Here is a 25,634-nt window from a genome sequence, read left to right as displayed (position 1 = left end):
CGCCTATTTACCGAACGCCTTGATCTCTACGTCGACACCCGCGGGAAGCTCGAGCTTCATCAGGGCATCGACCGTCTGAGCCGTCGGCTCGAGAATGTCGAGAAGTCTCTTGTGCGTCCGCATCTCGAACTGCTCCCGGGACTTCTTGTCGACATGGGGACTGCGCAGCACCGTGTAACGCGAAATCTGCGTCGGCAGCGGAATCGGACCGACGACATCCGCTCCCGTCCGTTTCGCCGTATCGACGATTTCGAGTGTCGACTGGTCGAGAACGCGATAGTCGTATGCCTTCAGTCTGATTCGGATCTTCTCGTTCATATTTCCTCTTGCTGGCTCACAAAGAACAGTCGGGAGACCGCACGAGGCGGCTCTCCCGGATTGGTTATTCGACGACTTCCGTGACGGTTCCGGCTCCGATGGTGCGTCCGCCTTCGCGAATCGCGAAGCGAAGACCCTTCTCCATCGCGATGGGAGCGATCAGTTCGACGTCGAGGTTCGCATCATCGCCCGGCATGACCATCTCGACACCCTCGCCGAGGGTGGCAACACCCGTGATGTCGGTGGTCCGGAAGTAGAACTGCGGACGGTATCCATTGAAGAACGGCTTGTGGCGGCCGCCCTCGTCCTTGTTGAGAACGTAGACCTTCGCCTTGAACTTCGTGTGGGGCGTGATCGAGCCGGGCTTGGCGACGACCTGCCCGCGCTCGACGTCCTTACGCTCGGTGCCGCGGAGCAGCAGGCCGAGGTTGTCGCCGGCCTGACCGGAATCGAGAAGCTTCTTGAACATCTCGACGCCCGTGACGACCTTCTTCTGAGTGGGGCGGATACCGACGATCTCGACTTCATCACCGACCTTGACCTGTCCTCGCTCGACACGACCGGTGACGACGGTTCCACGGCCGGAGATCGAGAAGACGTCCTCGATCGGCATCAGGAACTCCTTCTCGATGTCGCGCTCGGGCATTGGAATGTACTCGTCGACCTTGTTCATCAGCTCCATGACCTTGTCGGCCCATTCGCCGGTCGGGTCCTCGAGGGCTTTGAGCGCCGACCCGCGGACGATCGGAATGTCTTCACCAGGGAAATCCTGCTCGGTAAGACGCTCGCGAACTTCGAGCTCGACCAGGTCGAGCAGTTCCTCGTCGTCGACCATGTCGACCTTGTTGAGGAACACGACCATCGCGGGGACGCCAACCTGACGGGCGAGCAGAATGTGCTCTCGCGTCTGCGGCATCGGGCCGTCGACGGCGGAAACCACCAGAATCGCTCCATCCATCTGAGCGGCTCCGGTGATCATGTTCTTCACGTAGTCCGCGTGACCGGGGCAGTCGACGTGAGCATAGTGCCGGTTCTCGGTCGAATACTCCACGTGTGCGGTTGCGATCGTGATCCCGCGCTCGCGCTCTTCCGGTGCCTTGTCGATCGAGTCGAACGCCGTGAAGTTGGCAAGGCCCTTCTCCGCGAGAACGCGGGTAATCGCCGCCGTCAGCGTCGTTTTCCCGTGATCAACGTGTCCGATCGTACCGACGTTGACATGGGGTTTACTTCTGTCGAATTTCTCTTTGGCCATCGCCAACCTCCTGATTTCGTCCGGGAACCCGGTCCCCGTCGTATTTCTGACTCACCTAACCTGCCACTTTCGCAATGATCTCGTCCGAAACGTTCTTCGGCGCCTGTTCGTACTGGGCGAACTGCATCGTGTAGCTCGCCCGTCCCTGACTCAGCGACCGAAGCTCGGTCGCGTAGCCGAACATCTCAGAGAGCGGAACATGCGCACGAACTGCCTTGGCGCCCCCCCGCTCTTCCATCCTCTGAATTTTGCCCCGGCGACGCGACAGATCGCCCATCACATCGCCCGCGAAGTCCTCCGGCGAGACGACCTCGACGTCCATGATCGGCTCGAGCAGAACCGGTCCCGCGGACTTGGCCGCACTCTGGTACGCCATCGATCCGGCGATCTTGAAGGCCATCTCGGAAGAATCGACGTCGTGGTACGAGCCGTCGTAGAGAATCGCCCTGATTCCCGTCATCGGGTAGCCGGCGAGAATGCCGTTCTCCATCGCCTCGCGGATCCCCTGCTCGACCGGCTTGATGTACTCGCGCGGAATCGCTCCGCCCTTGATCTCGTCGACGAACTCGAAATCCTGCCCATCCTTGAGAGGCTCGAAGCGCATCTTGACGTGCCCGTACTGCCCCTTACCACCCGACTGGCGCACGAATCGGCCCTCGGAGGCCGCTTCGCGGGTGATCGCCTCGCGGTAGGCAACCTGAGGCCGTCCGACGTTCGCTTCGACGTTGAACTCCCGGACCATCCGATCGACGAGGATCTCGAGATGAAGCTCTCCCATGCCGCGAATGATCGTCTGGCCCGTCTCGTGATCCGTGTGCACTTTGAAGGTCGGATCTTCCTGGGTGAGCTTCGCGAGCGCGAGGCCCATCTTCTCCTGATCGGCCTTTGTCTTCGGCTCGATGGCAACAGCGATGACGGGCTCGGGAAAATCCATCGCCATCAGCACGATGGGCCGCCCTTTTTCGCAGATCGTGTCTCCGGTGACGACGTTTCTGAGACCGACCGCGGCACCGATGTCTCCGGCCCAGACTTCCTTGATCTCTTCACGTTTGTTGGCGTGCATCTTCAGCAGACGCCCGATCCGCTCGGTGGTCCCCTTGGTCGAGTTCAGCACGGCCGAGCCCGACTCGAGATGTCCGGAGTAGACACGGAAGAACGCGAGCTGGCCGACGAACGGGTCGGTGGCAATCTTGAAGATCAGCGCTGAGAAGGGAGCTTCGTCGGATGCGGGTCGCTCTTCTTCCTGCTCGTTGTTCGGGTTGATTCCCTCCATCGGGTCGATGTCGATCGGGGAAGGAAGATAGGTCACCACCGCGTCGAGAAGCGGCTGAACGCCTTTGTTCTTGAACGCCGTCCCGCACAGAACGGGGGTGATGTGATTCCTGATCGTCGCGAACCGGATGCCCGCGACGAGCTCCTCATTCGTGAGAGCCTCGCCGCCGAGGTACTTCTCGAGCAGCTCGTCATTCTGCTCGGCGATCGCCTCGATCAGCTTCTCCCGCCAGTGGTTGGCGTCCTCGACCAGGTCGGCGGGGATCTCCTCGACCTCGTAGGTGGCGCCGAGATCCTCGCTCCTGAAAACGAGCGCCTTCATCCTGACCAGATCGATGACACCTTTGAAGGTATCCTCGGCGCCGATCGGGAACTGCAGCGGAACCGGATGAGCACCGAGCTTTTCGCGGACCTGATTGACGACCGCCTCGAAGTTAGCGCCGATGCGATCCATCTTGTTGACGAAGGCGATCCGCGGAACGCCATACCGGTCGGCCTGCCGCCATACGGTCTCCGACTGCGGCTCGACTCCCCCGACGGCGCAGAACACGGCGACGGCACCATCGAGAACGCGAAGCGAGCGCTCGACCTCTGCGGTGAAGTCGACGTGGCCCGGGGTGTCGATGATGTTGATTCTGTGGTCGCCCCAGAAGCATGTGGTGGCAGCCGAGGTGATCGTGATGCCACGCTCCTGCTCCTGGGCCATCCAGTCCATCGTCGCGGTACCCTCGTGGACCTCACCGATCTTGTGGGTAATTCCCGTGTAGAAGAGGATTCGTTCGGTAGTCGTAGTCTTCCCCGCATCGATGTGCGCCATGATGCCGATATTGCGCTGCTTTGCGATGGGTACCTGTCTAGCCATTGGCTTCGAATGTCCTCTGCTGGCACTGCACCAGCGGTTCCGCGCCGCCACACGACGGCTACGGCGAGACGAGTCCGGCCTCGCCATCCGGACAGAGGTCGGCACGTCGACTGGTCTTCGTTTTTTCGTTATCCCGTTGCTCGGTCCGGAACCGCAGGGCGTACCCTGTGTTATCCGGTCGAGACGGAGCTACGGGGGGAACTCCGATCGGGGCGGGCCCCGGTCGGCACATTCAAATCAAACTACGGTGCTTCAATATTCCGCCGATTCCCTTCGGAAGCAGCGTTGGAACGACGCTCACCAGCGGTAGTGCGCGAATGCTTTGTTCGCGTCGGCCATCCGGTGGGTATCTTCCTTTTTCTTCAACGCCTGACCTCGCCCGTTGGCCGCATCGAGAATCTCGCCAGCGAGACGTTCCTGCATCGTCTTTTCACCACGAGCGCGCGAGTACTGAACGAGCCAGCGAATCGCCAGCGACGCGCGGCGAGAGGGCCTCACCTCGACGGGAACCTGGTAGTTCGAACCGCCGACTCGGCGGCTCTTGACCTCGAGAGCCGGCTTGACGTTATCGACGGCCTTCTTGAAGGTCTTCAGGGCATCTTCCTCGCCGCGACCCTCGATTCTCTTCATCGCACCATAAAAGATGCCTTCGGCGACAGCCTTCTTGCCGTCACGCATCAGGGCGTTGATGAACTTGGTCACGAGCTGGCTGTTGTAGAGCGGATCCGGAAGGATCTCACGTTTCGGAACTTCTCTTCGTCTCGGCATAATCTGATCTCGTCTCAGGCTTTCGGTCGCTTCGCGCCGTATTTGCTTCGTCCCTGTTTGCGGTTGGCCACGCCCTGAGCATCGAGGGTCCCGCGGATCACGTGATAGCGAACTCCCGGAAGATCCTTGACTCTGCCTCCGCGGATCATCACGATCGAGTGCTCCTGGAGATTGTGGCCGACGCCCGGAATGTAGGTCGTGACCTCGATCCCGTTGGTCAGCCGCACACGAGCCACCTTGCGGAGGGCCGAGTTGGGCTTTTTCGGGGTCGACGTATAGACGCGCGTGCAGACTCCCCGCTTCTGGGGCGAGTCCTGGAGAGCCGGGGATTTCGTCTTCGCCTTGAGTGACTTGCGTCCCTTGTTGACCAGCTGATTGACTGTCGGCATGAACTTCCTCTCGAACAACAATGACAAAGCGACCCGCGTCGGGCCGGATTTTCAGAAAACGGGAAGGCTCTCCCGCGTGGCGGGCAGTCTTCGCGCGCGAGCCCATAACGCCGCGAGCGGCCAATTATTCCGGGGAGACAACCCCTTCCAAACCGCGATCCGGGCGCCGCGGCCTGTCCCGGACTGCTGCCTGCCACAACCGGGATTCCGCGGTTCGATTCCCGACACGGCACATTGAACCGGCCACAGCGTGCCGCCGGCGGATACAATCCCCCGAAATGGAGAAGGACCTCGCACCCCATTCGATCACCGTCGTGGACCAGCATCCGAGGCTGAGCGACATCAGGACCGACGTGCTCGCAGGCCTCCGAGCATTCCCGAAGACCCTCGCGCCGAAGCTCTTCTACGATCAGAACGGCTCCGAACTTTTCGAAAAGATCACCGCGCTGCCGGAGTACTACCCCACGAGAACCGAGATCGGAATCCTGCGGGCGAATGCCGACGAGATCGTATCGAGCTTCTCCCCTCTGTCGGCACTGATCGAGCTCGGAAGCGGCAACAGCGAGAAAGTCCGCATCCTGCTCGATGCTCACGATGATCACATCATTTACATGCCGCTCGACATCTCCCGGCAGCACCTCGAAGACGCCGCGCGTGCGATCTCGACCGACTACCCCGCCATCGAAGTCGTCGCAGTCTGCACCGATTACACCTCCAGCCTCGACATCCCCGGCTGGGAGACTTTCGACCGCCGGATATTCTTCTTTCCGGGCTCGACGATCGGAAACTTCGAGCCGGAAGACGCCCGGGCGTTCCTCTCGATGATCGCCGAGCGACAGGCGCCGCGGGACGAGATGATCATCGGGGTCGATCTGGTCAAGGATCGCTCGGTTCTGGAAGCCGCCTACAACGATTCTGCAAACGTGACCGCCGCCTTCAATCTGAATGTTCTCAACCACATCAACCGCGTGCTCGGCAGCAGCTTCGATCCCGCAGCCTTCGCGCACGAGGCTCTGTTCAACGAGCAGTCGAGCCGCATCGAGATGCACCTCCGGAGCCTGCGGGATCAAACCGTCGCGATCGGAGACGAGCGCGTCACGTTTCGAAAAGGCGAAACGATTCACACGGAGAACTCGTACAAATACACGCTGTCCAGCTTCAGAGACCTGATCGCCGATACCGGCTTCGCAATCGCACGAACATGGATGGATCCTCAGGAACTTTTCAGCGTTCACCGGCTCGTCGTCGTCTGACGATCCGCCTCGCGGTCGGTGTCTTGGCCCTTCTCGCCGGCGGATGCCCCCAGGCAGATGACACCGCCACCGGGACCAGCGGTCCGAGACCAGCGGATGCCCTGGTTCCGATCCCCCCTTCCGGAGCGAGGGTGACTCCCGTCGTCGCCGTCGTACGGAACGTCCTCCCCTCGGTGGTGAACATTCAGGTCGAATCGACGATGACCCGTCGCTCCTTCGATCCCTGGTTCGACCTCTTCAGAAGGGATCGGATCTTCAGAACCCAGTCGGCAGGATCCGGATTCATCTGGAGCTCCGATGGCACGGTGGTCACCAATGCCCACGTGATCGAGGGCGCCTCGGCCATTACTGTCAATCTCGCCGATGGCCGATCGTTCGAGGCGCGGGTCATCGGCGTCGACCCCGACAGCGATCTCGCCGTGCTCGAGCTCGACGCCGGCGATCTCCCGGCAGCCCCCATCGGGACCTCCTCCGATCTGATGATCGGCGAGACCGTCGTCGCGATCGGCAACCCCTTCGGACTGAGCGGTACCGTCACGACCGGGGTGATCTCGGCCACCGGACGGTCGGTTCCTTCCGCGGAGCAGGATCGCACCTTTACCGACTTCATCCAGACCGATGCCTCCATCAACCCCGGCAACTCCGGCGGACCGCTCGTCAATATGGACGGCAGAATCATCGGCATCAATGTGGCGATCTACGCGGAGGCTCAGGGAATCGGCTTCGCAATCCCCGTCGACCGCGCAAGGAAGATCGTCGAGGATCTCCGGCGCTATGGGGAGGTTCACCCCGCATGGATTGGACTCGCCACCGCAACCCTCACACCGGAAGAATCGCATCGTCTTGGACTCGATGTCGGAGCCGGAGCAATCGTCACCCGAGTCTTCGACGATTCGCCCGCAGCCGACGCCGGAATCGAGCTCGGCGACGTGATCGTGTCGGTGGCGGGTGCGCCGGTCGACTCCAGAGAAGCGCTCGTAACGATCCTGACGACGGCGAGGGCAGGCGAACCGATCGAGTTCCGGGTCCGGCGGGAGCGCGATGACATCAGGCTCGCCATCACCCCTTCGGAAGCGCCTCGCAGGCTGGGATTGCGCGTTCTCCGAGCGGTCAGTGGCCTCTCACCCGCGGAATCGGGCGGACGCATCGTCATCGATCGCGTCGACCGGGGATCCCGGGCAGATCAGATCGGGCTCGTTCCGGGTGACCTCATCGTGGGCGTCAACGGCGTGACGGTTCGGTCGGTCGAGGAGCTCGATGCCATTCTCGCCCGATCGGTCGATCGGACTTCGATCGTTCTGTCGATTGCTCGCGGTCGTCGTATCTACACCCTGACGTTTCCCATCGGCCGATAAACAGCAGGCTCGGCGGGGAGCTGCGCCCCTTCTCACCGCCTCCGCAGCCACGCCAGGAAAGCGAGCAGCCCGATCGCCCCCAAGACGATCCCCCGGTGCTCGTTGGCGACGAGCTGGACCTGCGATCGGGTGGCCTCGGGATCGAGCTCGCCGTGCGCGGCAAAGTTTCCCGGCACGGGCTCGAAGAGATTGTCCTTCCGCTCCGCATCGACCTGGTCATCCGAGAGCCGCGCATCGAATGCCGGACCGGCAAGCCAGGCGTCCACCGCCTCGGGGAGGAGTCGATCGGACCAGATCAGACCGAGAGTACCCCAGCCGAGAGTCAGGTCGCGGCGGTCATGATGGGCGATCCAGTGAATGGCCTCGGCCGCGATTTCAGGCTGATAGATCGGTGAGGGCTCGATTTCCTGGCCCGCATGATTCCTCGCCCACTGGTATCGCGGCGTGTTCATTGCGGGGAGGATCACCTGAGAGAGATGAACCCCGCTCTTTTCATGAAGCAACTCGGCTCTGAGGGAATCGGTGAAGCCACGGATCGCGTGGGACGCCCCGGCAAAGGCGCTCTCCAGCGGCAGACCTCGCAGCGATTGTGCCGAGCAGACCTGGACGATCTTTCCGGACTTCCGCGCCGACATCTTCGCCAGTGCCGCAAGCGTCCCCCACACGGTTCCGAGGTAGGTGACATCGGTAACCCTCCGGATCTCCTCCGGAGAGAGACTCGTGGCGGGACCGAAGACCGTCGCGGAGGCATTGTTGATCCAGACATCGATGGGGCCGAGCGCTTCTTCGGCCCGACTCGCGGCCGCTTCGATCTCTTCTCTCGAGGCGACGTCGGCGGAGATGGCGATTCCCCGACCCCCGAGATTCGAAATCTCCTCGACGGCCGCATCGAGACGCTCGCCGTCACGGGCGATCAGCGCGATATGAGCACCAGCCGAGGCGAATCGTCGGACCGCTGCTCGCCCGACACCTGCCGAGGCTCCAGTGATGACGACGACTTCGGGGCGCTCCGCGGCATCGTTGGTCATGTCGTTCGATTCGAGCAAGTTCGGTTCCACAGAGTGTAGACTTACGGATGATGATCGGACGATTCGAGTTGAAGAGCGTGGCGTTGTGGGCAGTGCTGATCGCGACGATTCCGCTCGCCTGCAGAGAGACGATCGAGGTGCCGGTCGCACCCGCTGAAGAAACCACCGAAGAGCCCGCGCAGGTGACGGAAGAAGTGACGGATCTCTCCGAGACGACCACGAGTATCGAGGCGGAAGTCGGAGAGGCTGCCGAGGTCATTCTCCTCGATACGGCGAGTCTGGGTACACCGTCCGGCGATGGCGTCGACGAGAGCTCGAGCTTCTCGACCTCGCAGACCATCACGCTCCTCGTCCGGGTCCGCGAAGTGCCGGAAGGGCTGGTGGCGCGAGCTCGATGGCTCGATTCGGCTGGAGAGGCGCTCAGTGAGCAACAGGTCGACGTCCCACAGAGCCGCTCGGTCCGGTTTGCAATGCCGGAGAATCTCCGGAACCCGGGAAGCTACTCAGTCGAGGCTTATCTCGGCGGCAACCTCGTCGATCAGTTCGAGTTCGAGATCGAGTAGCCGGAATGGGGTTGACGGGCGGGCTGGTCGCAGGGCTGGTCCTGAGCGTTCTGATCGGCATTTCGCTCGGTCTCATGGGAGGCGGCGGCTCGATCATCACGGTGCCAATCCTTGTTTACGTGATCGGCGTCGGAGCGCGAGAAGCCATCGGCATGTCGCTCGCCGTCGTCGGGTCGACGAGTCTGGTGAGCTCGCTGCTCCATCATCGCGAAGGCAGAGTCGTCTGGAAAACAGCCGGCCTCTTCGGTGCCGCCGGAATTGCCGGCGCCTTTTTCGGAGCCCGTCTCACTTATCTGGTGTCACCCCGGACGCTGCTCCTGCTGTTCGCTCTTCTGATGTTCATCGTAGCGGCAATGATGCTCCTTCGCGGTGAGCGGAAGGAGCTCGAGGATGCGCACCGCTCGGCCCCGAGCGCGCTTCTCGCCGGAGCGGTCGTCGGCGTGCTGACCGGGTTTCTCGGAGTCGGCGGGGGGTTCCTCATCGTTCCGGCGCTGATGGTGTTCGGCGGTCTGCACGTCAGGGAAGCTGTCGGCACGTCGCTCGTCGTGATCACGATCAACTGCGCGGCAGGGCTGGTCGGGCACCTGCAGCAGGGTGGATTCGACCTCCGGATTGCTCTGCTGGTGACGATCTGCGCGGTTGCCGGTGCGGTCGCGGGAACACACATGGGAGGGAAAATCGACGCTCGAGGGTTGCGGAAACTCTTCGGCTGGTTCGTCATCGCCGTGGCGATCTTCATCCTTGTCCGGGACCTGTAACTACCGGAGGCGTCTTCAGATCACGTCCATCGAAAGATCTTCAGCGCGATGAGGAAACTGATCACGAGCCACGCCGCCATTACCAGAAGATCGAGTGCGACCGCGCCGATACCCGCGGCCTCCAACATCACGGCTCGCAACGCGTCATTGAGCGCCGTCAGGGGAAGTGTCTGGATGAAGGGCTGCGACCAGTCGGGGAACCGTTCCGATGAAAAGAAGACGCCCGAGAGGATCCACATCGGAACCATCACGAGGTTCATCAGTCCGCTCACTCCTTCGATCGTCTGCGCCCGGGACGCGACGAGAAGCCCGAGCCCCGAGAAAGTGAATGCACCGACGAGGCTGACGACTGCAAACACCAGTATCGAGCCGCGAACCGCAACGTCGAATACGATCCAGCCGAAGGCTACGATCACAGCTACCTCGAGGACCAGAAACACGATGCGGGAGAAGATGAACGCCATGAAGTAATGGGTCCGGCTCATCGGAGTTGCGATCAGGCGCTTCAGCAGCTTCTGCATTCGGGAAGTCGCGACGGAAAAGCCGACACCCCACATCCCTGTACCCATCAGGTTCATCCCGAGAAGGCCTGGAATCAGAAAATCGATATATCGCGAGCCCTTCTCTTCGATCCTCTGATCGACGATCTGAACGACATCCTGCCGTCCAGCCGCCTGTTGGATCGCCTCTCCCGCCTCCAGTCGCGCGATGCGGGCGTCGGGGCGCGTTTCATCGAGAGAGAACGTCACATCCTCCCGCGCGTCGACCAATAGCGAGATCCTTCCGGTACGAAGAGCTTCCGCACCCGCCTCCGGCTCGTACTCCACCACCTTCAATGCAGGCGACGACGCGAGGGCCTCCATGTAATCCCCGCCGGAGCCCTCGATCACGCCGATCGGAATCCTCTCCGGTTCCTTTTCCCGAAAGGCGAACCCGAGCGCCATCGCGAGAATGATCGGGAATGCGAGGACCCAGAACACTGCCTCCGGCTGGCGGACGAACTCCTTGACGCGGGCAACCGTCAATTCGATGAGGGGATGTCGGACCGTCATGCGGGCGCAAGGATACATCGCCCGGAAGGGTTCCGCTCGGCTCATGTACACTCGCGTCGATGCTCGAGGAAGATCGCTCTTCCGGAACTCCGAACACCCGGATCCGGATCCTGATCACGGGCACTCTCGTTACCCTGCTCCTGGGCTTCATCATCGTCGTCTCCACCCGATACTTCTTCTTCTATCGCGACAACTTCTCCACGCACTACCCGGTCAAGGCAATGACCCGGCAGATCCTTCTCTCCGGCGAGCTTCCGATGTGGAACCCGGCCGTGTCGGGAGGTCAGCCACTCGCGGGAAATCCCAACTACCTCACGTTCCATCCGACGACGCTGCTGCAACTCATCGTTCCGGCGCGGGTCGGTTTCAACCTCCACTTTCTCATCCATCTCGCGCTGGCCTTCGAAGGCGCGCGAAGGTTGGGCCGCAGGCTCGGACTGTCACCCCCGATCAGCGTGATGACCGGTTTGTTCTACCTCACCAGCGGAGTCGTCGCTTCGTGTGCCAGCCTTTACAACCTGATCGTTGCGGCGGCTTTTCTGCCGTGGTGCGTCCTGGCGCTGGAGACTCTGGCGGACTCCCGCTCGATCCGGGAAGCTCTCCGTGCAGGGCCAGTGCTCGGCCTCGCGCTCGGTTTGTTCGGATTTTGCGGCGAGCCTCTGGTCATCGCTGCCACGGGGGTGACGTTGATTCTCCTAGGGGTCTCCAGGATCGGATGGAGGCATGCTCCCGCACTCGCTCTCGCCTTCACGATCGCCCTCCTCATCGTCCTGCCGCAACTGATCGCAACCGATGAGATCATCGATGAGACTGAGCGAGGCGTGTTCAGTTTTTCACCTGAGGTCGCCCTGACCGCGTCCCTCCACCCGATCCGAATCCCCGAGCTTCTCGCTGCCGCTCCATACGGACCGATGCCTTCGCTTTCCGCGGCCGAGCTCGATCGGCTGCCGGTCGGTTTTCCGACCGACGAGCTGCTGTTCCACTCGATCTTCATCGGCGCCCTCCTCCTTCCGGCACTCCTGGCGGGCTCACCGACTCCGGCGAGGGCGTGGATCTGGAAGCTTCTCTTTGCGACGAGTCTTCTTTTTTCTCTCGGGCGATTCCTTCCGGGTCTCGAGTCATTCTTCGCGACGGCCGGACTCGATCTGGCCGTCCGCTATCCTCAGAAGCTCCTTCTCGTGACGACTCTTTCGGGTGTTGTGTTGACCGGCATGCTGCTGGAAAGTGTGCGGTCCGGTCGCCGCGTGATCTTCGGTCCTCTGATCGGGGTGATTGCGCTGAGCGCCATCTCCGCGGGCTGGTTCACGACGGACATCGTCTCCGGATCGAGAGTCATCGCGGCAACTCTGGCCGGGTTCGGTTCCCTCGCGATCCTTCTGGTCGTGCGGAATGGTCGGCGCGCGGCGCTGGCGTCCGGGGCTCTCAGTCTCGGCGGACTGCTTCTGCTCTTCCCGGCGACGCTCGGCATCGATCGGTCCTCTTTCTATGAGCAGCCCTCCCCGCTGACCTCGAGCCTCACCGGAAAATCGATCGCTTACGACACGCGGGTCACCCGGGGGAGCGACGCGACTCTCCCCCCTCGAATTCTCTACCGGACGTATGAGAGCCGGGCCGTCCCCTTTTCTGCAATCGCAGATGGAGCCTCCTACGCCCTCGTCCGGTCACCGGATGGAATGTCATCGTACCTGTCGCGGGTGACAGCAGAGCGTTTCGAGTCCGGTTCCGACGCTCTGAAAATTATCTGGGCTCGAGCCGCCAATGCCGATCTGATGGTGACTCCGACTCCGCTCGAAGATCGCCGTGCGGTCGCGTTGAGAGCCGCGGGCGCTCCGCTGCCGGCCGTCCTCTCCTCGATCGATCATCCCGATCCCTATCGAAGCCCGCCGGAGGTGATTCAGGTCGGAAACGTCAACGATGCGGTCGAGGCAATTGAAGGGGGACTCGATCCGGCGAGGATCGTTCTCGTTCCACGCGGACCTTTTACGGTCGCGGCCGATGCGAGAATCGCACTCGTCGGAGCAGGCAGCCAGGGCGTACTGCTGGATCTGTCGGCCGAGAAGGCGGGTCTCATCGTGACGCCCCATACATTTTTTTCAGCCTGGAGAGCGACCACGGCAGAGGGCCGGGATCTCCGGATCACCCCCGTGTACGTCGATCAGCTCGGGGTCGAAGTACCGGCTGGCCGCTCTCGGATCGAGCTCGAGTTCAGCAGGCGGCGGTCTTTGATTCTTCTGAGTTGGGGGGGCTCGACCCTGCTCATTTCCATCATCGTCCTATCCTTGGTGGGTCGCACGTGGTTGGCCGGGCGACGTAAACTGGAGCGTCGTGAGACATGAACTGCCGCTCCGCACGGGCGTGCGCACGCCGGTCGTGATCGTCCTTCTGGTCGAGATGGGACTCGCCGGAAGTGCTCTGGCACAGCAGTCGTTCCAGCTCAGCGGGCTCGTCTCCGGCTCTGCTTCCCTGAGTGAGGAGTCGACGGCGTTGCCCGAGCTCGATCCGGGCTATGAGCTCCGACTCGGGGCCGACTGGTATCTGCATCCATCGGTACGCGTTCACGCTGACGTCCTTGCGCGCGACGACCGCCCTGAGAGGCGACGGGAGCAACTGGGACTGATCGAGGGCTACCTGGAGCTGAACTTCCGCCCGCGCGCTCAGCGCTTCCGGATCAAGGCCGGCGCGTTCTTTCTTCCGACCTCGAGGGAGCACGTCGACGCGTTCTGGAAGAATCCCTACACGATCAATGCATCCGCTTTGAACTCATGGCTCGGTGAAGAGTTCCGCCCGATTGGAATCGACCTGGACTATTACCGGTCAGGGTTCACGATCGGGGCGACCGCCTATCGCGGCAATGATGCCTTCGGCTCCATCGTCGCCGAGCGGGGATGGAGTCTGCACGACAACGTGGCTCTGCTCGACGAGCGAATCGACCTCGTTCCCGGGACGATCACCTCGATCTCGCCGGAGCTCGACGGTCGGACCGGCTGGGCGGCTCGCGCACGCTGGAACAATCAGGCGACTCAGATTCAGTTGACAATCATCGACAACGAAGCCGACGGGTTCCGCTACGGTGACATCCTCACCTGGGAAACACCGTTCCGTATCGTGAGCGCCGAGCACGTCCGGGGGGACTGGACATTCATAGCCGAGGTCGGCTGGGGCGTCACGATCGCGCGTTTCGACTCGGGCGAGGTCGAAGCCGAGATCGATGCGTCCTACGTGCTGATTTCGAAGAAGTTCGAGTCGTGGAGGCTCTCGGGCCGCTTTGACAGCTACGGAACCGAGTTTCCCCCCGACCCGCTCGCCGGCTACCAGGAAGATCGCGGCGAAGCCCTGACGGTGGCGTGGATCTGGACCCCGCCGAGTCGCTTCCGGGCGGGCGCCGAGATATCCGCAACTGATGACGACACCCGCCTCGCGTTTTTCGGCGAATACGCTTTTTCACTAGGATTGAATGGCAATTGATCGACATGGAACGGTTCGCAAGGAAAATGATTCCGATTCTGATGCTCGGCGCCCTGCCATCGAGCAGCTTTGCCGCAGAACTGGAGATCAGGATCGGCAGCCTGCCTGGAGCTTCGACGGGGGACGCCGTCGTATGGGCGGTCCCCGTTGGGCGGACCGTTCCGCCGCCCCCCGCCGACGTGAGGGCCGTGATGGATCAGAACAACCGGATGTTCATCCCTCACGTTCTGCCGATTCAGCGAGGAACGCCCGTCGAGTTTCCGAACAGCGACAACATTCAGCATCAGGTCTACTCCTTTTCCAAGCCGAAGGTGTTTCAGCTTCCGCTGTACCGGGGCAGGACTCAGAATCCGGTGATATTCGACAAGGCCGGGCTGGTTTCGCTCGGGTGCAACATTCACGATCAGATGAGCGCGTGGATCGTCGTCGTCGACACCCCCTGGTTCGCCAGCACCACCGCGGGAGGAACAGTGACTTTCGAGGATCTCGACGAGGGTTCGTACGACGTGATGTTGTGGTATCCGGGGATTCGATCGGCCGTCACCGCGACGCGAGTGGAGGTCGACTCCTCGCGATCGGTCGTGACACTCGGTTCGAGTGCTGACCGGTCACCGTGATTTTTCGAGGCTTCCAGTCGCGTCTGATTCTTCTCTTCGTGGCGGTCCTCGCACTTTTGCAGCTCACCACGCTGATCGCGGTCCGCCTGGCGGGTGAACGGCGGCTCGACGACGAGGTTCCTCGTCAACTGAGCCAGGCCAATGAAGTCTTTGATGAACGATTGCAGTCGCAGCGGCGGGAGCTCGGCAATTTCGTTCGCGTGCTCGCCTCGGAATTCGCTTTCAGGGAAGCGCTGGCGCTCGGGGATCAGCCCACTATCGAATCCGCGCTCGCCAATCATCAGGGAAGAGTCTCGGCCGATGCTGCGTATCTGCTCGAACTGGACGGATCGGTCACAGCGTCGACGGTCGACTCGCCGGGTTCCACCACGTCTTTTCCCTTCCCCGAGCTGCTGAACGGAGCGTCGGGTGAGCCCGGCACTTCCGCGCTGGTCACCTTCGAGGGGTCACCGCATCAGGTCGTCGTGGTTCCCGTCCTCGCTCCAAATCCCATTTATTACGTGGCGAGCCTCTTCGCCGTCGACGACGAGGTTCTGTCGGTCGTCCCGCTGCAGACCTCATGGGATGCCACGATCTGGAGCGGCGATCTGACCAGCGCGACGAAGACGGCCTCGTCTATCCCCCCCGACGAGCTACCGACTCTTCTCGACCGAGTTTCCGCAGTGCCCTACGGAGAGATCGTCGATCTTCAGGAAACACCCTTTCTCGCGATGCGCCGGCTTCTCGATACGGGAGACGGTTCCGAGATCTCGCTGTTACTCGTTCGATCGATCACCGACGTACGAAGCTCGCAGCGACAGCTCGAATGGAGCATCTTTCTTCTTTCCATGCTGGCTCTCGCGTTTGCTCTTCTTGCGGCCGTCGCAGTGGCGAGAGGGGTGAGCCGGCCGCTGCTGGAGCTCAGTCATGCCGCCGGCCGCATCGAGCGCGGCGACTACGCCCGTCCGATCGAAGTTTCCGGTGGCGAAGAGATTCGCCGCCTCACCACTGCTTTCAACAGCATGAAAGAAGGGATCGCGTCGCGCGAACAACAAATCCGGTTTCAGGCGACCCATGACGAGCTGACCCGGCTTCCGAATCGCGCTCACCTTCTCGACCAGCTCGCGAGCCACATTGCGAACGCGCGACGGCTCGATCGCGTCGCGATCATGATCATGCTCGACATCAATCGCTTCAAAGAGATCAACGATACGCTCGGTCATCAGACCGGGGATCTTCTACTCCGCGAGATCGGTGGGAGGCTCGAGAACCTCCTGGGCGAGGATCATACAGTCGCCCGCCTCGGCGGCGATGAATTCGCGGTCGCTTTCGTAGGGGATGCTTCCGATGAATGGGATGTCGTACCCCGACGGATCCAGCAGGCATTCGATGAGCCGTTTGAACTGGAAGGAGCGATGGTCGAGGTCACCGCCAGCCAGGGTGTCGCAATCTTTCCGAAGGATGGGGACGATGAAGAGACGATCATGATGCGCGCCGACATCGCCATGTATCAGGCCAAGCGGAACCACGAGCCTTTCGTTCTCTATCATCCCGGACAGGATCAGCACTCGCTCCGACGGCTCGCCATGGTTTCGCAGCTCCGCACCGCGATTGCAGGCGATGAGCTTCAACTCTTCTATCAGCCTAAGATGAGAATCGCCGACCGATCGATCGTGGGGGTGGAAGCACTCGTCCGGTGGCAGCACCCGGTCCACGGCATGCTCCCCCCGGGCGAATTCATTCCTATCGCGGAACAATCGGGAAACATCAGCGCAATCACGCGATGGGTCCTTGCGCGTGCCATCCGGGACATCGCATCGTTGTCCGAACGCGTATCACTGCCAAAAGGAGTGGCGGTGAACCTGTCGGCCCTCGATTTCTTCGACGACAATCTGGTCGGGCTCATCTCCCATCACCTGGAGGAACACGGTCTCCCTCCGGCGCTGCTGACTCTGGAGATCACGGAGAGCGCGATCATGCAGGATCCTCCCCGATCGATCAGAACTCTCGAGCGACTCGCCGAGCTCGGTGTCGTCCTCGCTATCGACGACTATGGGACGGGCTACTCGTCGCTGTCGAACCTCACCCGCCTTCCCGCTCACGAACTGAAGATTGACCGCTCCTTCGTGATGCACCTCTCGGATGGCCCTTCGCAGGATCACGTCGTCGTTCGTTCGACCGTCGATCTCGGTCACGCCATGGGGATGGAGGTCGTCGCAGAGGGAGTCGAGGACGAAGAGATCATTGAGGTCCTCGCGAGTTTCGGGTGCGATCTCGCCCAAGGCTACGCGATTGCGAGGCCGATTCCTCTCGCAGAGCTGCTTCCGTACCTCGAACGACCGAAAGCCACCGCTCAGTAGCGACGATCATTCTCCGAGCTCGCCGCCGATTCCTCCACCGAATCTGCCTCATCCGAAAGGTTTTCGTCCGGCTCTTCGGATGGCGGCTCTTCCGACTCTTCGGTCGGGGGCTCTTCTTCCGGCTCCGTTTCGGGCTCCTCAGGCTCCTCCCGAGTCGCATCTGTCGGATCTGGTCGTTCGACTGGTTCAGGTTCGGTGGATCGTCGAGTCTCTCTTGCCGGCTCCGCGGGAGAGGGACCTGGTGACGGCTGCGGAGGAGCTGCCCGTCGTGGCCGGGTCTCGGGTGGGTTCCCGCTGACCGGCTGACCTTCCTCATCGAGCTCGAGTGTCGACGCCAGAGTGCCCTCGTCGACGAACTCCCCCTCCTCGAGCGTTTCCGTTCCGACGATATCGGTGACCGTAGTCGTGTCGACGTCGGTCGAGGTCATCGGCTCGAAGCTTTCTCCCGGCGCCACCACGTGGCTGGCGCTCCCGCTGGCGGTTCCCTCGTTGATCACCTCGACGTCGCTGTTCTTCCATCCGCGAAGCGGTTTTTCGTCGCTGCACGAAACGCCGAAAAGCAGAACCGATGCGATGATGCGTGCCTGGACTCTCACAACGTCATTTCGGGGGCGAAAACCATGCCACGGCGAGCGGAAACACCTTCGCAAACCCCTGAGAGACAGGCTGGGCATCTTGCTATGCTTCGATCCGTGACGAGATCGGCATCGAGAGGGTTATCTGCGCTCTGCGCGCTCGCGCTGGGAGGGTGCGCGCTCTCTTCGAACGTCACGATCATGCCGCTCCACCTGACGCCGAACGACATTCAGCGCCACCCGAACGCCGTGGTCGCATTCGATCGTGGAGATTACGCGGCCGTCCTCTCCAGAGCCGACATCATCGAATCGCTGTCCGACGATCCGATCGAGCTCGCGGCTCTCGGGCGCGCGGAGCTGTTCGCCATGCGCCTCGCCGACGCGGAGACCCACCTCTCCCGGGCTCTCGAACATGAGCGGAACCGGGAGCGGCGCGCACGGCTGCACTGGGATCTCGCACAGGTTGCAATGATGAACGGGGATCTGGCTCGCGCGCTCGAAAAGGCAAACGAAGCCCGGAACGGCGGACTCGAGATTCGGCGCTGGTATTTCCGTCTTCACGAACAACTCCTCGAGACCGTCCCGAACGAGCTCGCCGGTTCTGTGCGAAATACCGAGGTCGATCTCCAGTCCGATCGTCCCGCGATTCCCCGCATCCTTGTCGGGATCAACGGTCATCCCGCGCGAGGTGTCGTCGACACGGGCTCGTCCCTGTCGATCATCTCCGGAGATCTCGCGGACGGACTCGGTGTACGACGTTACCCCGACACCCGTGCGGTCGTTCAGGGCCTGCTGAGCGAACCGATCGACGTCGATTTCGGGTTGATCGAGAGCCTGGAGATCGGCTCGATCGAGATCCGCAATGTGCCGGTCGCGATCATGGCGACGCGAAAACTGCAGTTTGCGATTGGCGGTCGTGAGCGATTCCAGATCGACCTGCTTCTCGGCACCGGGCTGCTGAGGAACTTCACAATGGAGCTCGACTACCGGCAGGACCGTGCGACTTTCGAATGGACCGGAGACCTTCCACCCGACCCGTCTCCGGATCAGAACCTCTTCCTGATCGAAAGCCGGCCATTCCTGATGGCGGCGATCAACGGGCGCGCATGGTTCCCGATGATGCTCGATACCGGATCGGAGGTGACGTTCCTGAACCTTTCGAAAATCGAGGTTCGCGACCTGAGAAGCGCCTTCCCCAGAATTCACTCCGCGAATCTCCAGGGGCTCGGCGGAGCGATCAAGACCGGAGTCCGGATCGAAAACGTTTCGATCGGCGCCGCGCGATGGATGGGGGTCTTCGACGATCTTCCGCTCTATCGGGACGAGCGAACGGACACGCTCGGGATTCTCGGGCAGAACTTCCTCGAGCACTTCGTGCTGAAGATCGATTTCAGGCGAATGCACGTCGCGCTGGTTCGCTGACCTTCACCTCGAGCAATCCCGGGCATCCGACTCTCCGGGGTGAGTTCTGATGAACGATTGACGTCTCTTCCTTCACTCTTCACTCTTCCCCCGCGTCTAGCGCGGCCGCGATCCGGCACGGTTTCGGGTTTTCCTTCCTGACAATCAATAGGCGGCGCTGCGCCCCGGGCAACTCTGTACTGGACGGCGGGGTCCCTCGCTTGCCCGCCCATGGGGAATCGCGAGATCGTCACACGCTGCTCGGCTCGCCGCCCGCTGGGGACGACGGGGTTGGTGCGTCGGAGGCAAGCTCGATGAGGGTCGGGCGTGGTGGATCTGCTATGAGTGAGTGGGGGTGGCGAACCCGTTCAGCCGTCTCTTCTTTCTCTTCACTCTTCACTCTTCACTCTTCACTCTTCTTCATCCTAGCTGCCCGACGCGGTCCCCTCGCCCGGCTCTTCCGCCAGGCTCGCCTCGGTATCGCGGATCGTACATTCATAGAAGCCTTCGCATTGAATGCAATAGCGATCTGCGGCTTCGGGCTTGTAGTCGGCCGGCGGGCAGATGTTGACTCCCCTGACGATTCCGGGGCGCAATCGTTCAATCCGATCGCGCGCTCCTTCGACATCTCCCTCTTCCAGCATCTTCCTGATCTCACGGGAGAGCGCGAGATTGTCGTCTCCTCCCCCTCTCGCCCCGGACACCGGCGAGAAGCCTTTCCTGGTTTCATCAGCGGCGGATCGTATCGTGCGCAGCAGATTCGGCCGGGAGATCAGGAAGTAGTAGCCGAACCCCGCACCCGCCCCGAGAAAAGCCGCGATGGCGTAGGGGTCGAGGCGAATGAGGCCGAGCAGCAGGATGACGCCGGCGAAAACGGCGATCCATTTCACTTTGATCGGGAGGATCAGCGCAAGATAAAAGACGTGGTTCGGGTACATGTGCGCGAAGATGAACAACAGCACGTACTCGAAAAAGAAGCCGCCCAGCAGCGGGATGCCGGTTGCAATCCCGAACACGGCCGATGCCGTCGTTCCGAGTGCAAAGATCGTCAGAAAGTGAGCCGTTCCCCACGCTTCCTCGATCGCCCCGCCGAATATGTAAAAGATCAGCAGCGTGAAGAACAGCCCGATCGCAGGCGATCCGAACGCCGGCGCGGTCACGAACTGAAAGCTCAGCAGTCTCCAGATCTCTCCCCGGAAGAGTCCCGAGCGGGTGAGAGCAAAAGCCTCGACGAAACGCTGGGAGCTCTGGAGCTGAAAAAAGAAGAAGGCGATCTGTAAAAAGAGAAATACGTAGATCGACCTGTAGTCACGATGCGACATCGAACGGCTCAACGGGCGATCGAGGGGTCAATGTTCCTCAGCTGCAGAACCGATCCTTTGACGATCCCGTATCGCTGGGCTCCTCCCGCTGCCAGCTCGAGCACGAATTTACTCACGACCGACTCCGAGCCATAGCTCGGGCATGGATCGGCTTCGCACGGCGGCACGTCGCGCTCGATCCACACGACTTCGAGATCCTCGTCGAGCCAGATCATGTCGAGAGGGATCAGAGTGTTCTTCATCCAGAAAGTCTCGGCGCCTGGCTTCGGAAAGATGAAAATCATCCCCCGGTCCTCTGGAAGGAAGCTTCTGTACATCAGGCCTCGCGCCCGGCGCATCGGCTCATCGGCGACCTCGACCTCGATCACGGAACCGTCCGGAGCGACGACGGCCGGATAGTCGACCGGAGACGGGACCGGGTCCGACACACGATCGGCACAACCGAACGGAACTGCGAGAATCGCCAACACCGCAATGAGCTCAGCTCTCGGCATCCGCCTCCTTCCGGGACGACCTGCGTCCCGTCGGCAGCTCGTACTTCTTGGCGTAGTAGCGAAAAGAACGAAAGGACATACCGAGCAGCTCGGCGGCATTCTTCTGCACACCGCCTGTTCGTTCGAGTGCCTCGAGCATGAGGTGTTTACCGATGGCTTCGAGGTGTGCCTCCAGATCGATCCCTTCCTCCGGAAGCTCGTGGAGCTCCCGCAACGGTTCCATTCCCGTCACCAGATTGGCTGGAAGGCTCTTCCGGGTGATGACCTCTTCCGAATCGAGTGCGACAGTTCGCTCGATGACGTTCTCGAGCTCACGCACGTTACCCGGCCATGCATAGTTCTCGAGCGCCGCCATTGCGTCGATCGACACCTTTCTGTTCGGCTGGCCGAGCGCCTCGCAATACTTTTCGATGAAGTGCTCGACCATGATCGGGATGTCGTCGCGACGCTCCCGGAGAGGTGGCAGGCTGATCGGAATGACGTTGATCCGATAATAAAGATCTTCACGAAACTCTCCGGTTCGGATCGCTTCAGTCAAGTCACGATTGGTCGCCGCGATCACGCGGGCATTGACCGGAATCTCCTCGTTGCCGCCGACGCGCCGGATACTTTTCTCCTGGAGGACTCGAAGCAGTTTGATCTGCATGACGGGCGACATCTCGCCGATCTCATCGAGGAAGATCGTGCCTCTGTGCGCCTCCTGGAACAGCCCTTTCTTCTCGCGGATCGCGCCCGTGAATGCCCCTCGCTCGTGTCCGAACAACTCCGACTCGAGCAGGTTTTCCGGCATCGCTCCGCAGTTGATCGAGACGAATCTGCCCGCGAGACCGGAGCGCGCATGAATCGCACGGGCGATCATCTCCTTCCCCGTGCCCGACTCCCCGGTAACCAGCACCGTCGACCCCGTTCGGGCGATTCGCTCGATGACGCCGAAAATCTCCTGCATCCGCCGGCTTTTCCCGATGATGCTCGAATAGGTGATTTTTTCCTCGAGCGCCTGGCGCAGGTAGACGTTCTCGTGCTCGAGCTCACTCCGTTCGACGGCCTTCTGGATCACGATCTTCAGTTCGTCGACGTCGAACGGCTTTGCGATGTAGTCGTAAGCTCCCGCCTTCAGTGCTGCAACGGCCGATTTTGCCGAGGTGTACGCCGTGATCATCACAAACGGTACGTCGGGCCGGGTTTCCTTGACCCGGCGCAGCAGCTCGATGCCGGAACCATCCGGCATCATGAGGTCGCAGAGAACCACGTCCGGCTCCCGGATCTCGACCTGCTCGAGGGCTTCCGCGACCGATCCGGCGGTCTGCACGCCCCATCCCTCCTCCTCGAAAACGATCGAGAGGAAGTCCCTCAAAGAAGCCTCATCGTCGACGATCAGCAGGTTCACGGGTTGGACCCGGTCGGACTCATCCGCGCCTTATTCGCAGGGGGAAGTGAATCATCGATGTTACGTACCTCCTCGTAACACTCGCATGCCCACGCCTCGAGCTTCTGCCGATCCCGGATGACGATCTGATTTCGCCTGCTTTCTACCGCACCGCCATCCCGGAACCTCCGCAACGCTTCGCTGACACGCGCCCGGCTCGCCCCGAGCATGTGGGCGAGGAACTCGTGCGTCAGCGGGATCACGGAATCATCGATCCGGTCGGACATCGCGAGAAGCCATCGGGAAAGGCGTTGATCCGCCAGGTGCAGCTGGTTGCACGCCGCGGTCTGGGAGATCTGTGCAATCAGGCAATATGTGAATCGCAAGAGAAGAGCCTGCAGCGAGCCCCCCTTGCGGAACAACCTCCGAAGCTCCGCATCACTGATCCGAAAGCCTCTTCCTTCGCATTGAACGATCGCGTGATTCGGCTCGAGCGTGTCGCCGAGAAACGCATGGATGCCGGTCATCCCCTCCCTCCCGACGACCCCGACCTCGATGACGGCTCCATTTTCGAAGCCGCGGAGAAGCGAAATCACACCGGAGGCCGGAAAGTAAGCAAATCCGGACAGATCCGTGGGGTTCGAGAGCACCTGCTGCACCCGAAGCTCGACCGGCTCGAGGTACCTGTGGAGATCCTTCGCCTCGGCCCCCGGAAGTGCATCCAGGATCTGATTCCCGGTCCTCATCGAACTTCGCATCGTATCAAAGCGCGAGTACCGTGACGCTCGGCCGGCTGTGCTCGAGAGTCCGATGGAAGCCCGAGACTTTCAGGATGTACTCGCCTGGCTTGCCGAGACCGAGATCGATCACCCGCTGACGGGCGGCCGCATCGGGATCCGCCGCATTCTCAGGGGTGCTCAACATCGGAAGTACTCCCCAAAGGAGAGACATCTGGCGGCACACAGTCGCGTCGGGCGAGGCCGCGATCACCGGAGCAGCCGGCCGGCCCGAGCTGACCCTCACGGCCGAGATCCCATGGCTCGATTCGACAATGATCGATCGGACCGCCAGATCGCGGGAAAGGTGAGCGGTCGCGCGCCCGATCGCCTCTCCCAGCGGAATCGCTCCTTCAGGCCGATTCTGGTCCTCGCTTTCGAACAGCGCGCGGAAGCCTCCGAAGGCACCGTGCCGGAAAAGATAACCCTCGGTCTTACGCGCGATCCTGTCCATCGTCTCGACCGCTTCCAGCGGATGCTCTCCCGACGCGGTCTCCGCCGACAGCATCACGGCATCCGCTCCACTGATGACCGCCGTGGAGACATCCGAGACCTCGGCGCGGGTCGGACGGGCGTTCGATACCATCGATTCGAGCATCTGGGTCGCGACGATCACCGGCCGACCTCGAGCTCTCGCGAGCTCGACGAGCCTGCTTTGGATGATCGGTATGTTCTCAGGGGGCAGTTCGACCCCGAGATCGCCACGCGCGACCATGATCCCGTCGGAAATGTCGAGGATCGCATCGATGTCGTCGAGAGCTTCCGCCTTTTCGATCTTCGCGATCACGGTCGGGCGCTTCTGCGATTCTTCGATCAGATCTCTCAGCTCTCGGACATCCGAGGCTCGCCGGACGAAGGAGAGAGCGATGCCGTCGGCTCCGAGCTCCAGGGCGACCGCCGCGTCCCGCCGGTCCTTTTCGGTCAGCGAGGGCGCCGAGATCGCCACTCCCGGGAGATTCATCCCCTTCCGATCCTTCAGCCGGCCTCCATGAACGACCCGTGCGGAGACGTCCTCTCCGGAAACCGTGAGCACTTCGAGCTCAAGATTCCCATCGTCCAGCAGGATTCTGTCTCCCGGGTGAACGTCGGAGGCAAGTGCCTCGTATTGCGAAGGAATCAGACCGTCTCTCCCGACGACGTCCCGTGTGGTCACGGTCACGACGGTTCCGTCGACGAGATCGATATAGCCGTTCTCGAAAGTCCCGCACCTGATTTTCGGACCCGACAGATCCGCCAGAATCATCGTGTGACAGCCTTGCTTCTCCGCCACGTTCCTGATGCTTGCGAAAGTCTCCCGATGAAACGCATGATCCCCATGCGACATGTTGAGCCTGAAAACATCGACTCCATGCTCGATGAGCCGTTCGATCATACGCACCGAGGAGGAAGCCGGCCCGAGCGTCGCCACGATCTTGGTTCGGCGATGCTTCAGGCGAAGAGTGTCTGAACGGATCGCCATTGGCTGATTCTACCGTCGTCTACCAGATCAGGGCTCGATTGACGCCGACGATGCTGAAACCGAGCGACTCGTAGAGATCGATGGCGGGGCGGTTGAAGTCGTTGACGAACAGTGTCACCGATTTCCCGATCGAGCCGATGTAACCAATGACCTCGGAGAGGCCCTGTCGAGCGATGCCGGCTCTCCTCCGGTCGGGCCGTGTCCATACCCCCATCAGCTGCACCGCATCCTCGGTTTCCGCTGCGATCTCGCACTTGAAGAGGATCTCGCCGTCCCGGAGCATGACGAATGATCGGCCGGAGAAAACGAGATCGCGAATCCTTTCGGCGTACCACTTCGGATCTCGCTGGAGGGGGTCGATGCCCACCTCCTCCCGATACATCGCCGCGCACGCCGGGATGAGATGGGGGAGATCGGCGGGGACAGCGAGCCGAACGCTGCTGAGGGTTCCCCGGGGTGGAGGGTCGAGCCCGTAGATCGGCTGCCTCCGACGATCCACCGGGGGCGCAGGTACGCGACCCTGGAGCTCGGTCCAGAGAGGGTCGACGATCTGCGCCGGGGCAATGATGGCGCGAAGGGGCAGCGCGCGGCGAAGAATCTCAGCTGCAATCAAAGCGCCGGCGTACGCCGTCTCCGAACCGTTCAGATCCCTCGCAACCGCGATATGAACGCTCGGCGCAATTATCGCGATCACGGCGAGATCTCCGTTGCGCTCGATTCCGAAGAAAGGCGCTGCGGAAAGTGGCGTGTCCGAGAGTCTCTCCCTGAGCTGGACATTGACCAGCGGATCCGATCCGAGCAGCGCTCTGGCTTCGCGCTCGTCTTCGTCGACCAGGCGTCGTCCCCGAATCCAGTCGATCTGATGCTGAACACTCATCTTCTTACCGAAGGATGCGTGAATCGGAAGGTCGAAGTCCACAATCTGGGTCGACCGCCCTGCCGGCGCCGTC

The 25,634-nt window shown here is 61.8% G+C and carries 23 protein-coding genes; 9 read left to right on the top strand and 14 right to left on the bottom strand.

Annotated elements, in window-relative coordinates:
- Positions 1 to 3: 3 nt before the first annotated feature.
- From rpsJ to rpsL, 5 genes are all read right to left on the bottom strand, one after another.
- Complete coding sequence (gene rpsJ / locus KY459_06300; GenBank protein MBW3564318.1) at positions 4 to 318, bottom strand: 30S ribosomal protein S10; 315 nt, start codon at positions 316 to 318, stop codon at positions 4 to 6.
- Positions 319 to 382: 64 nt separating this feature from the next.
- The gene (gene tuf / locus KY459_06295) at positions 383 to 1,570 is read right to left on the bottom strand and encodes an elongation factor Tu (GenBank protein MBW3564317.1); all 1,188 of its coding nucleotides are present in this window, start codon (positions 1,568 to 1,570) and stop codon (positions 383 to 385) included.
- Positions 1,571 to 1,625: 55 nt separating this feature from the next.
- The gene (gene fusA / locus KY459_06290) at positions 1,626 to 3,704 is read right to left on the bottom strand and encodes an elongation factor G (protein ID MBW3564316.1); all 2,079 of its coding nucleotides are present in this window, start codon (positions 3,702 to 3,704) and stop codon (positions 1,626 to 1,628) included.
- Positions 3,705 to 4,001: 297 nt separating this feature from the next.
- The gene (gene rpsG, locus KY459_06285; GenBank protein MBW3564315.1) at positions 4,002 to 4,472 is read right to left on the bottom strand and encodes a 30S ribosomal protein S7; all 471 of its coding nucleotides are present in this window, start codon (positions 4,470 to 4,472) and stop codon (positions 4,002 to 4,004) included.
- 14 nt (positions 4,473 to 4,486) lie between these two features.
- Entirely contained in the window at positions 4,487 to 4,861 is a 375-nt protein-coding gene (gene rpsL / locus KY459_06280) for a 30S ribosomal protein S12 (protein ID MBW3564314.1), read from the bottom strand.
- Positions 4,862 to 5,139: 278 nt separating this feature from the next.
- Between rpsL and egtD the strand changes: the two genes are divergently transcribed.
- Positions 5,140 to 6,114, top strand: coding sequence for an L-histidine N(alpha)-methyltransferase (egtD, locus tag KY459_06275; GenBank protein MBW3564313.1), 975 nt, complete (start codon positions 5,140 to 5,142; stop codon positions 6,112 to 6,114).
- Between the two features lie 131 nt (positions 6,115 to 6,245).
- Positions 6,246 to 7,469 (top strand): trypsin-like peptidase domain-containing protein, encoded by a 1,224-nt coding sequence (locus tag KY459_06270; protein ID MBW3564312.1) that lies wholly within the window; start codon positions 6,246 to 6,248, stop codon positions 7,467 to 7,469.
- 32 nt (positions 7,470 to 7,501) lie between these two features.
- Here KY459_06270 and KY459_06265 read toward each other — a convergent pair whose 3' ends face one another.
- Positions 7,502 to 8,497, bottom strand: coding sequence for an SDR family oxidoreductase (locus tag KY459_06265; protein MBW3564311.1), 996 nt, complete (start codon positions 8,495 to 8,497; stop codon positions 7,502 to 7,504).
- Between the two features lie 50 nt (positions 8,498 to 8,547).
- On the opposite strand from KY459_06265, the gene KY459_06260 reads away from it, so the two are divergent.
- Both KY459_06260 and KY459_06255 read left to right on the top strand, forming a co-directional pair.
- The gene (locus KY459_06260; GenBank protein ID MBW3564310.1) at positions 8,548 to 9,060 is read left to right on the top strand and encodes a hypothetical protein; all 513 of its coding nucleotides are present in this window, start codon (positions 8,548 to 8,550) and stop codon (positions 9,058 to 9,060) included.
- An 11-nt stretch (positions 9,061 to 9,071) separates the two neighbouring features.
- A complete protein-coding gene (locus tag KY459_06255; GenBank protein ID MBW3564309.1) occupies positions 9,072 to 9,818 on the top strand; it encodes a sulfite exporter TauE/SafE family protein in 747 nt (248 codons plus the stop codon).
- 20 nt (positions 9,819 to 9,838) lie between these two features.
- On the opposite strand, the gene KY459_06250 is transcribed toward KY459_06255, so the two are convergent.
- A complete protein-coding gene (locus KY459_06250; GenBank protein MBW3564308.1) occupies positions 9,839 to 10,888 on the bottom strand; it encodes an ABC transporter permease in 1,050 nt (349 codons plus the stop codon).
- A 41-nt stretch (positions 10,889 to 10,929) separates the two neighbouring features.
- Between KY459_06250 and KY459_06245 the strand changes: the two genes are divergently transcribed.
- The 4 genes from KY459_06245 to KY459_06230 are packed head-to-tail and all read left to right on the top strand — an operon-like array spanning position 10,930 to position 17,291.
- Complete coding sequence (locus tag KY459_06245) at positions 10,930 to 13,206, top strand: hypothetical protein (protein MBW3564307.1); 2,277 nt, start codon at positions 10,930 to 10,932, stop codon at positions 13,204 to 13,206.
- Positions 13,196 to 14,335, top strand: coding sequence for a hypothetical protein (locus tag KY459_06240; GenBank protein ID MBW3564306.1), 1,140 nt, complete (start codon positions 13,196 to 13,198; stop codon positions 14,333 to 14,335). The genes KY459_06245 and KY459_06240 overlap by 11 nt, the downstream gene beginning before the upstream one ends.
- A 5-nt stretch (positions 14,336 to 14,340) precedes the next feature.
- Positions 14,341 to 14,952: a methylamine utilization protein gene (locus KY459_06235; GenBank protein ID MBW3564305.1), complete on the top strand. Its 612-nt coding sequence runs from the start codon at positions 14,341 to 14,343 to the stop codon at positions 14,950 to 14,952.
- Positions 14,949 to 17,291: an EAL domain-containing protein gene (locus tag KY459_06230; GenBank protein MBW3564304.1), complete on the top strand. Its 2,343-nt coding sequence runs from the start codon at positions 14,949 to 14,951 to the stop codon at positions 17,289 to 17,291. Before KY459_06235 ends, KY459_06230 begins: the two co-directional genes overlap by 4 nt.
- Here KY459_06230 and KY459_06225 read toward each other — a convergent pair.
- Positions 17,285 to 17,887 carry a hypothetical protein gene (locus KY459_06225; GenBank protein MBW3564303.1) on the bottom strand — a complete coding sequence of 201 codons (603 nt, stop codon included), beginning with the start codon at positions 17,885 to 17,887 and terminating at the stop codon, positions 17,285 to 17,287. The two genes, KY459_06230 and KY459_06225, sit on opposite strands and share 7 nt — an antisense overlap.
- A gap of 96 nt (positions 17,888 to 17,983) precedes the next feature.
- Between KY459_06225 and KY459_06220 the strand changes: the two genes are divergently transcribed.
- Entirely contained in the window at positions 17,984 to 19,288 is a 1,305-nt protein-coding gene (locus KY459_06220; protein MBW3564302.1) for an aspartyl protease family protein, read from the top strand.
- Between the two features lie 404 nt (positions 19,289 to 19,692).
- Here the strand turns inward: KY459_06220 and KY459_06215 are convergent, their stop codons facing one another.
- Genes KY459_06215 through KY459_06190 form a run of 6 tightly spaced genes read right to left on the bottom strand, consistent with a single transcriptional unit; the run spans position 19,693 to position 25,561 of the window.
- Complete coding sequence (locus KY459_06215) at positions 19,693 to 20,589, bottom strand: rhomboid family intramembrane serine protease (GenBank protein ID MBW3564301.1); 897 nt, start codon at positions 20,587 to 20,589, stop codon at positions 19,693 to 19,695.
- 8 nt (positions 20,590 to 20,597) lie between these two features.
- A complete protein-coding gene (locus tag KY459_06210) occupies positions 20,598 to 21,083 on the bottom strand; it encodes a DUF192 domain-containing protein (GenBank protein ID MBW3564300.1) in 486 nt (161 codons plus the stop codon).
- The gene (locus KY459_06205; protein ID MBW3564299.1) at positions 21,070 to 22,470 is read right to left on the bottom strand and encodes a sigma-54 dependent transcriptional regulator; all 1,401 of its coding nucleotides are present in this window, start codon (positions 22,468 to 22,470) and stop codon (positions 21,070 to 21,072) included. Before KY459_06205 ends, KY459_06210 begins: the two co-directional genes overlap by 14 nt.
- On the bottom strand, positions 22,467 to 23,195 hold the full coding sequence (locus KY459_06200) for a Crp/Fnr family transcriptional regulator (GenBank protein MBW3564298.1): 729 nt from the start codon (positions 23,193 to 23,195) through the stop codon (positions 22,467 to 22,469). Before KY459_06200 ends, KY459_06205 begins: the two co-directional genes overlap by 4 nt.
- 16 nt (positions 23,196 to 23,211) lie before the next feature.
- Entirely contained in the window at positions 23,212 to 24,684 is a 1,473-nt protein-coding gene (pyk, locus tag KY459_06195; GenBank protein MBW3564297.1) for a pyruvate kinase, read from the bottom strand.
- A gap of 19 nt (positions 24,685 to 24,703) precedes the next feature.
- A complete protein-coding gene (locus KY459_06190; GenBank protein ID MBW3564296.1) occupies positions 24,704 to 25,561 on the bottom strand; it encodes a GNAT family N-acetyltransferase in 858 nt (285 codons plus the stop codon).
- Positions 25,562 to 25,634: the final 73 nt, after the last annotated feature.

Source organism: Acidobacteriota bacterium (assembly GCA_019347945.1).
Taxonomy (GTDB): domain Bacteria; phylum Acidobacteriota; class Thermoanaerobaculia; order Gp7-AA8; family JAHWKK01; genus JAHWKK01.
Note: the sequence above shows the minus strand (reverse complement) of the source record. Positions and strands in the feature narration are given on the sequence as shown.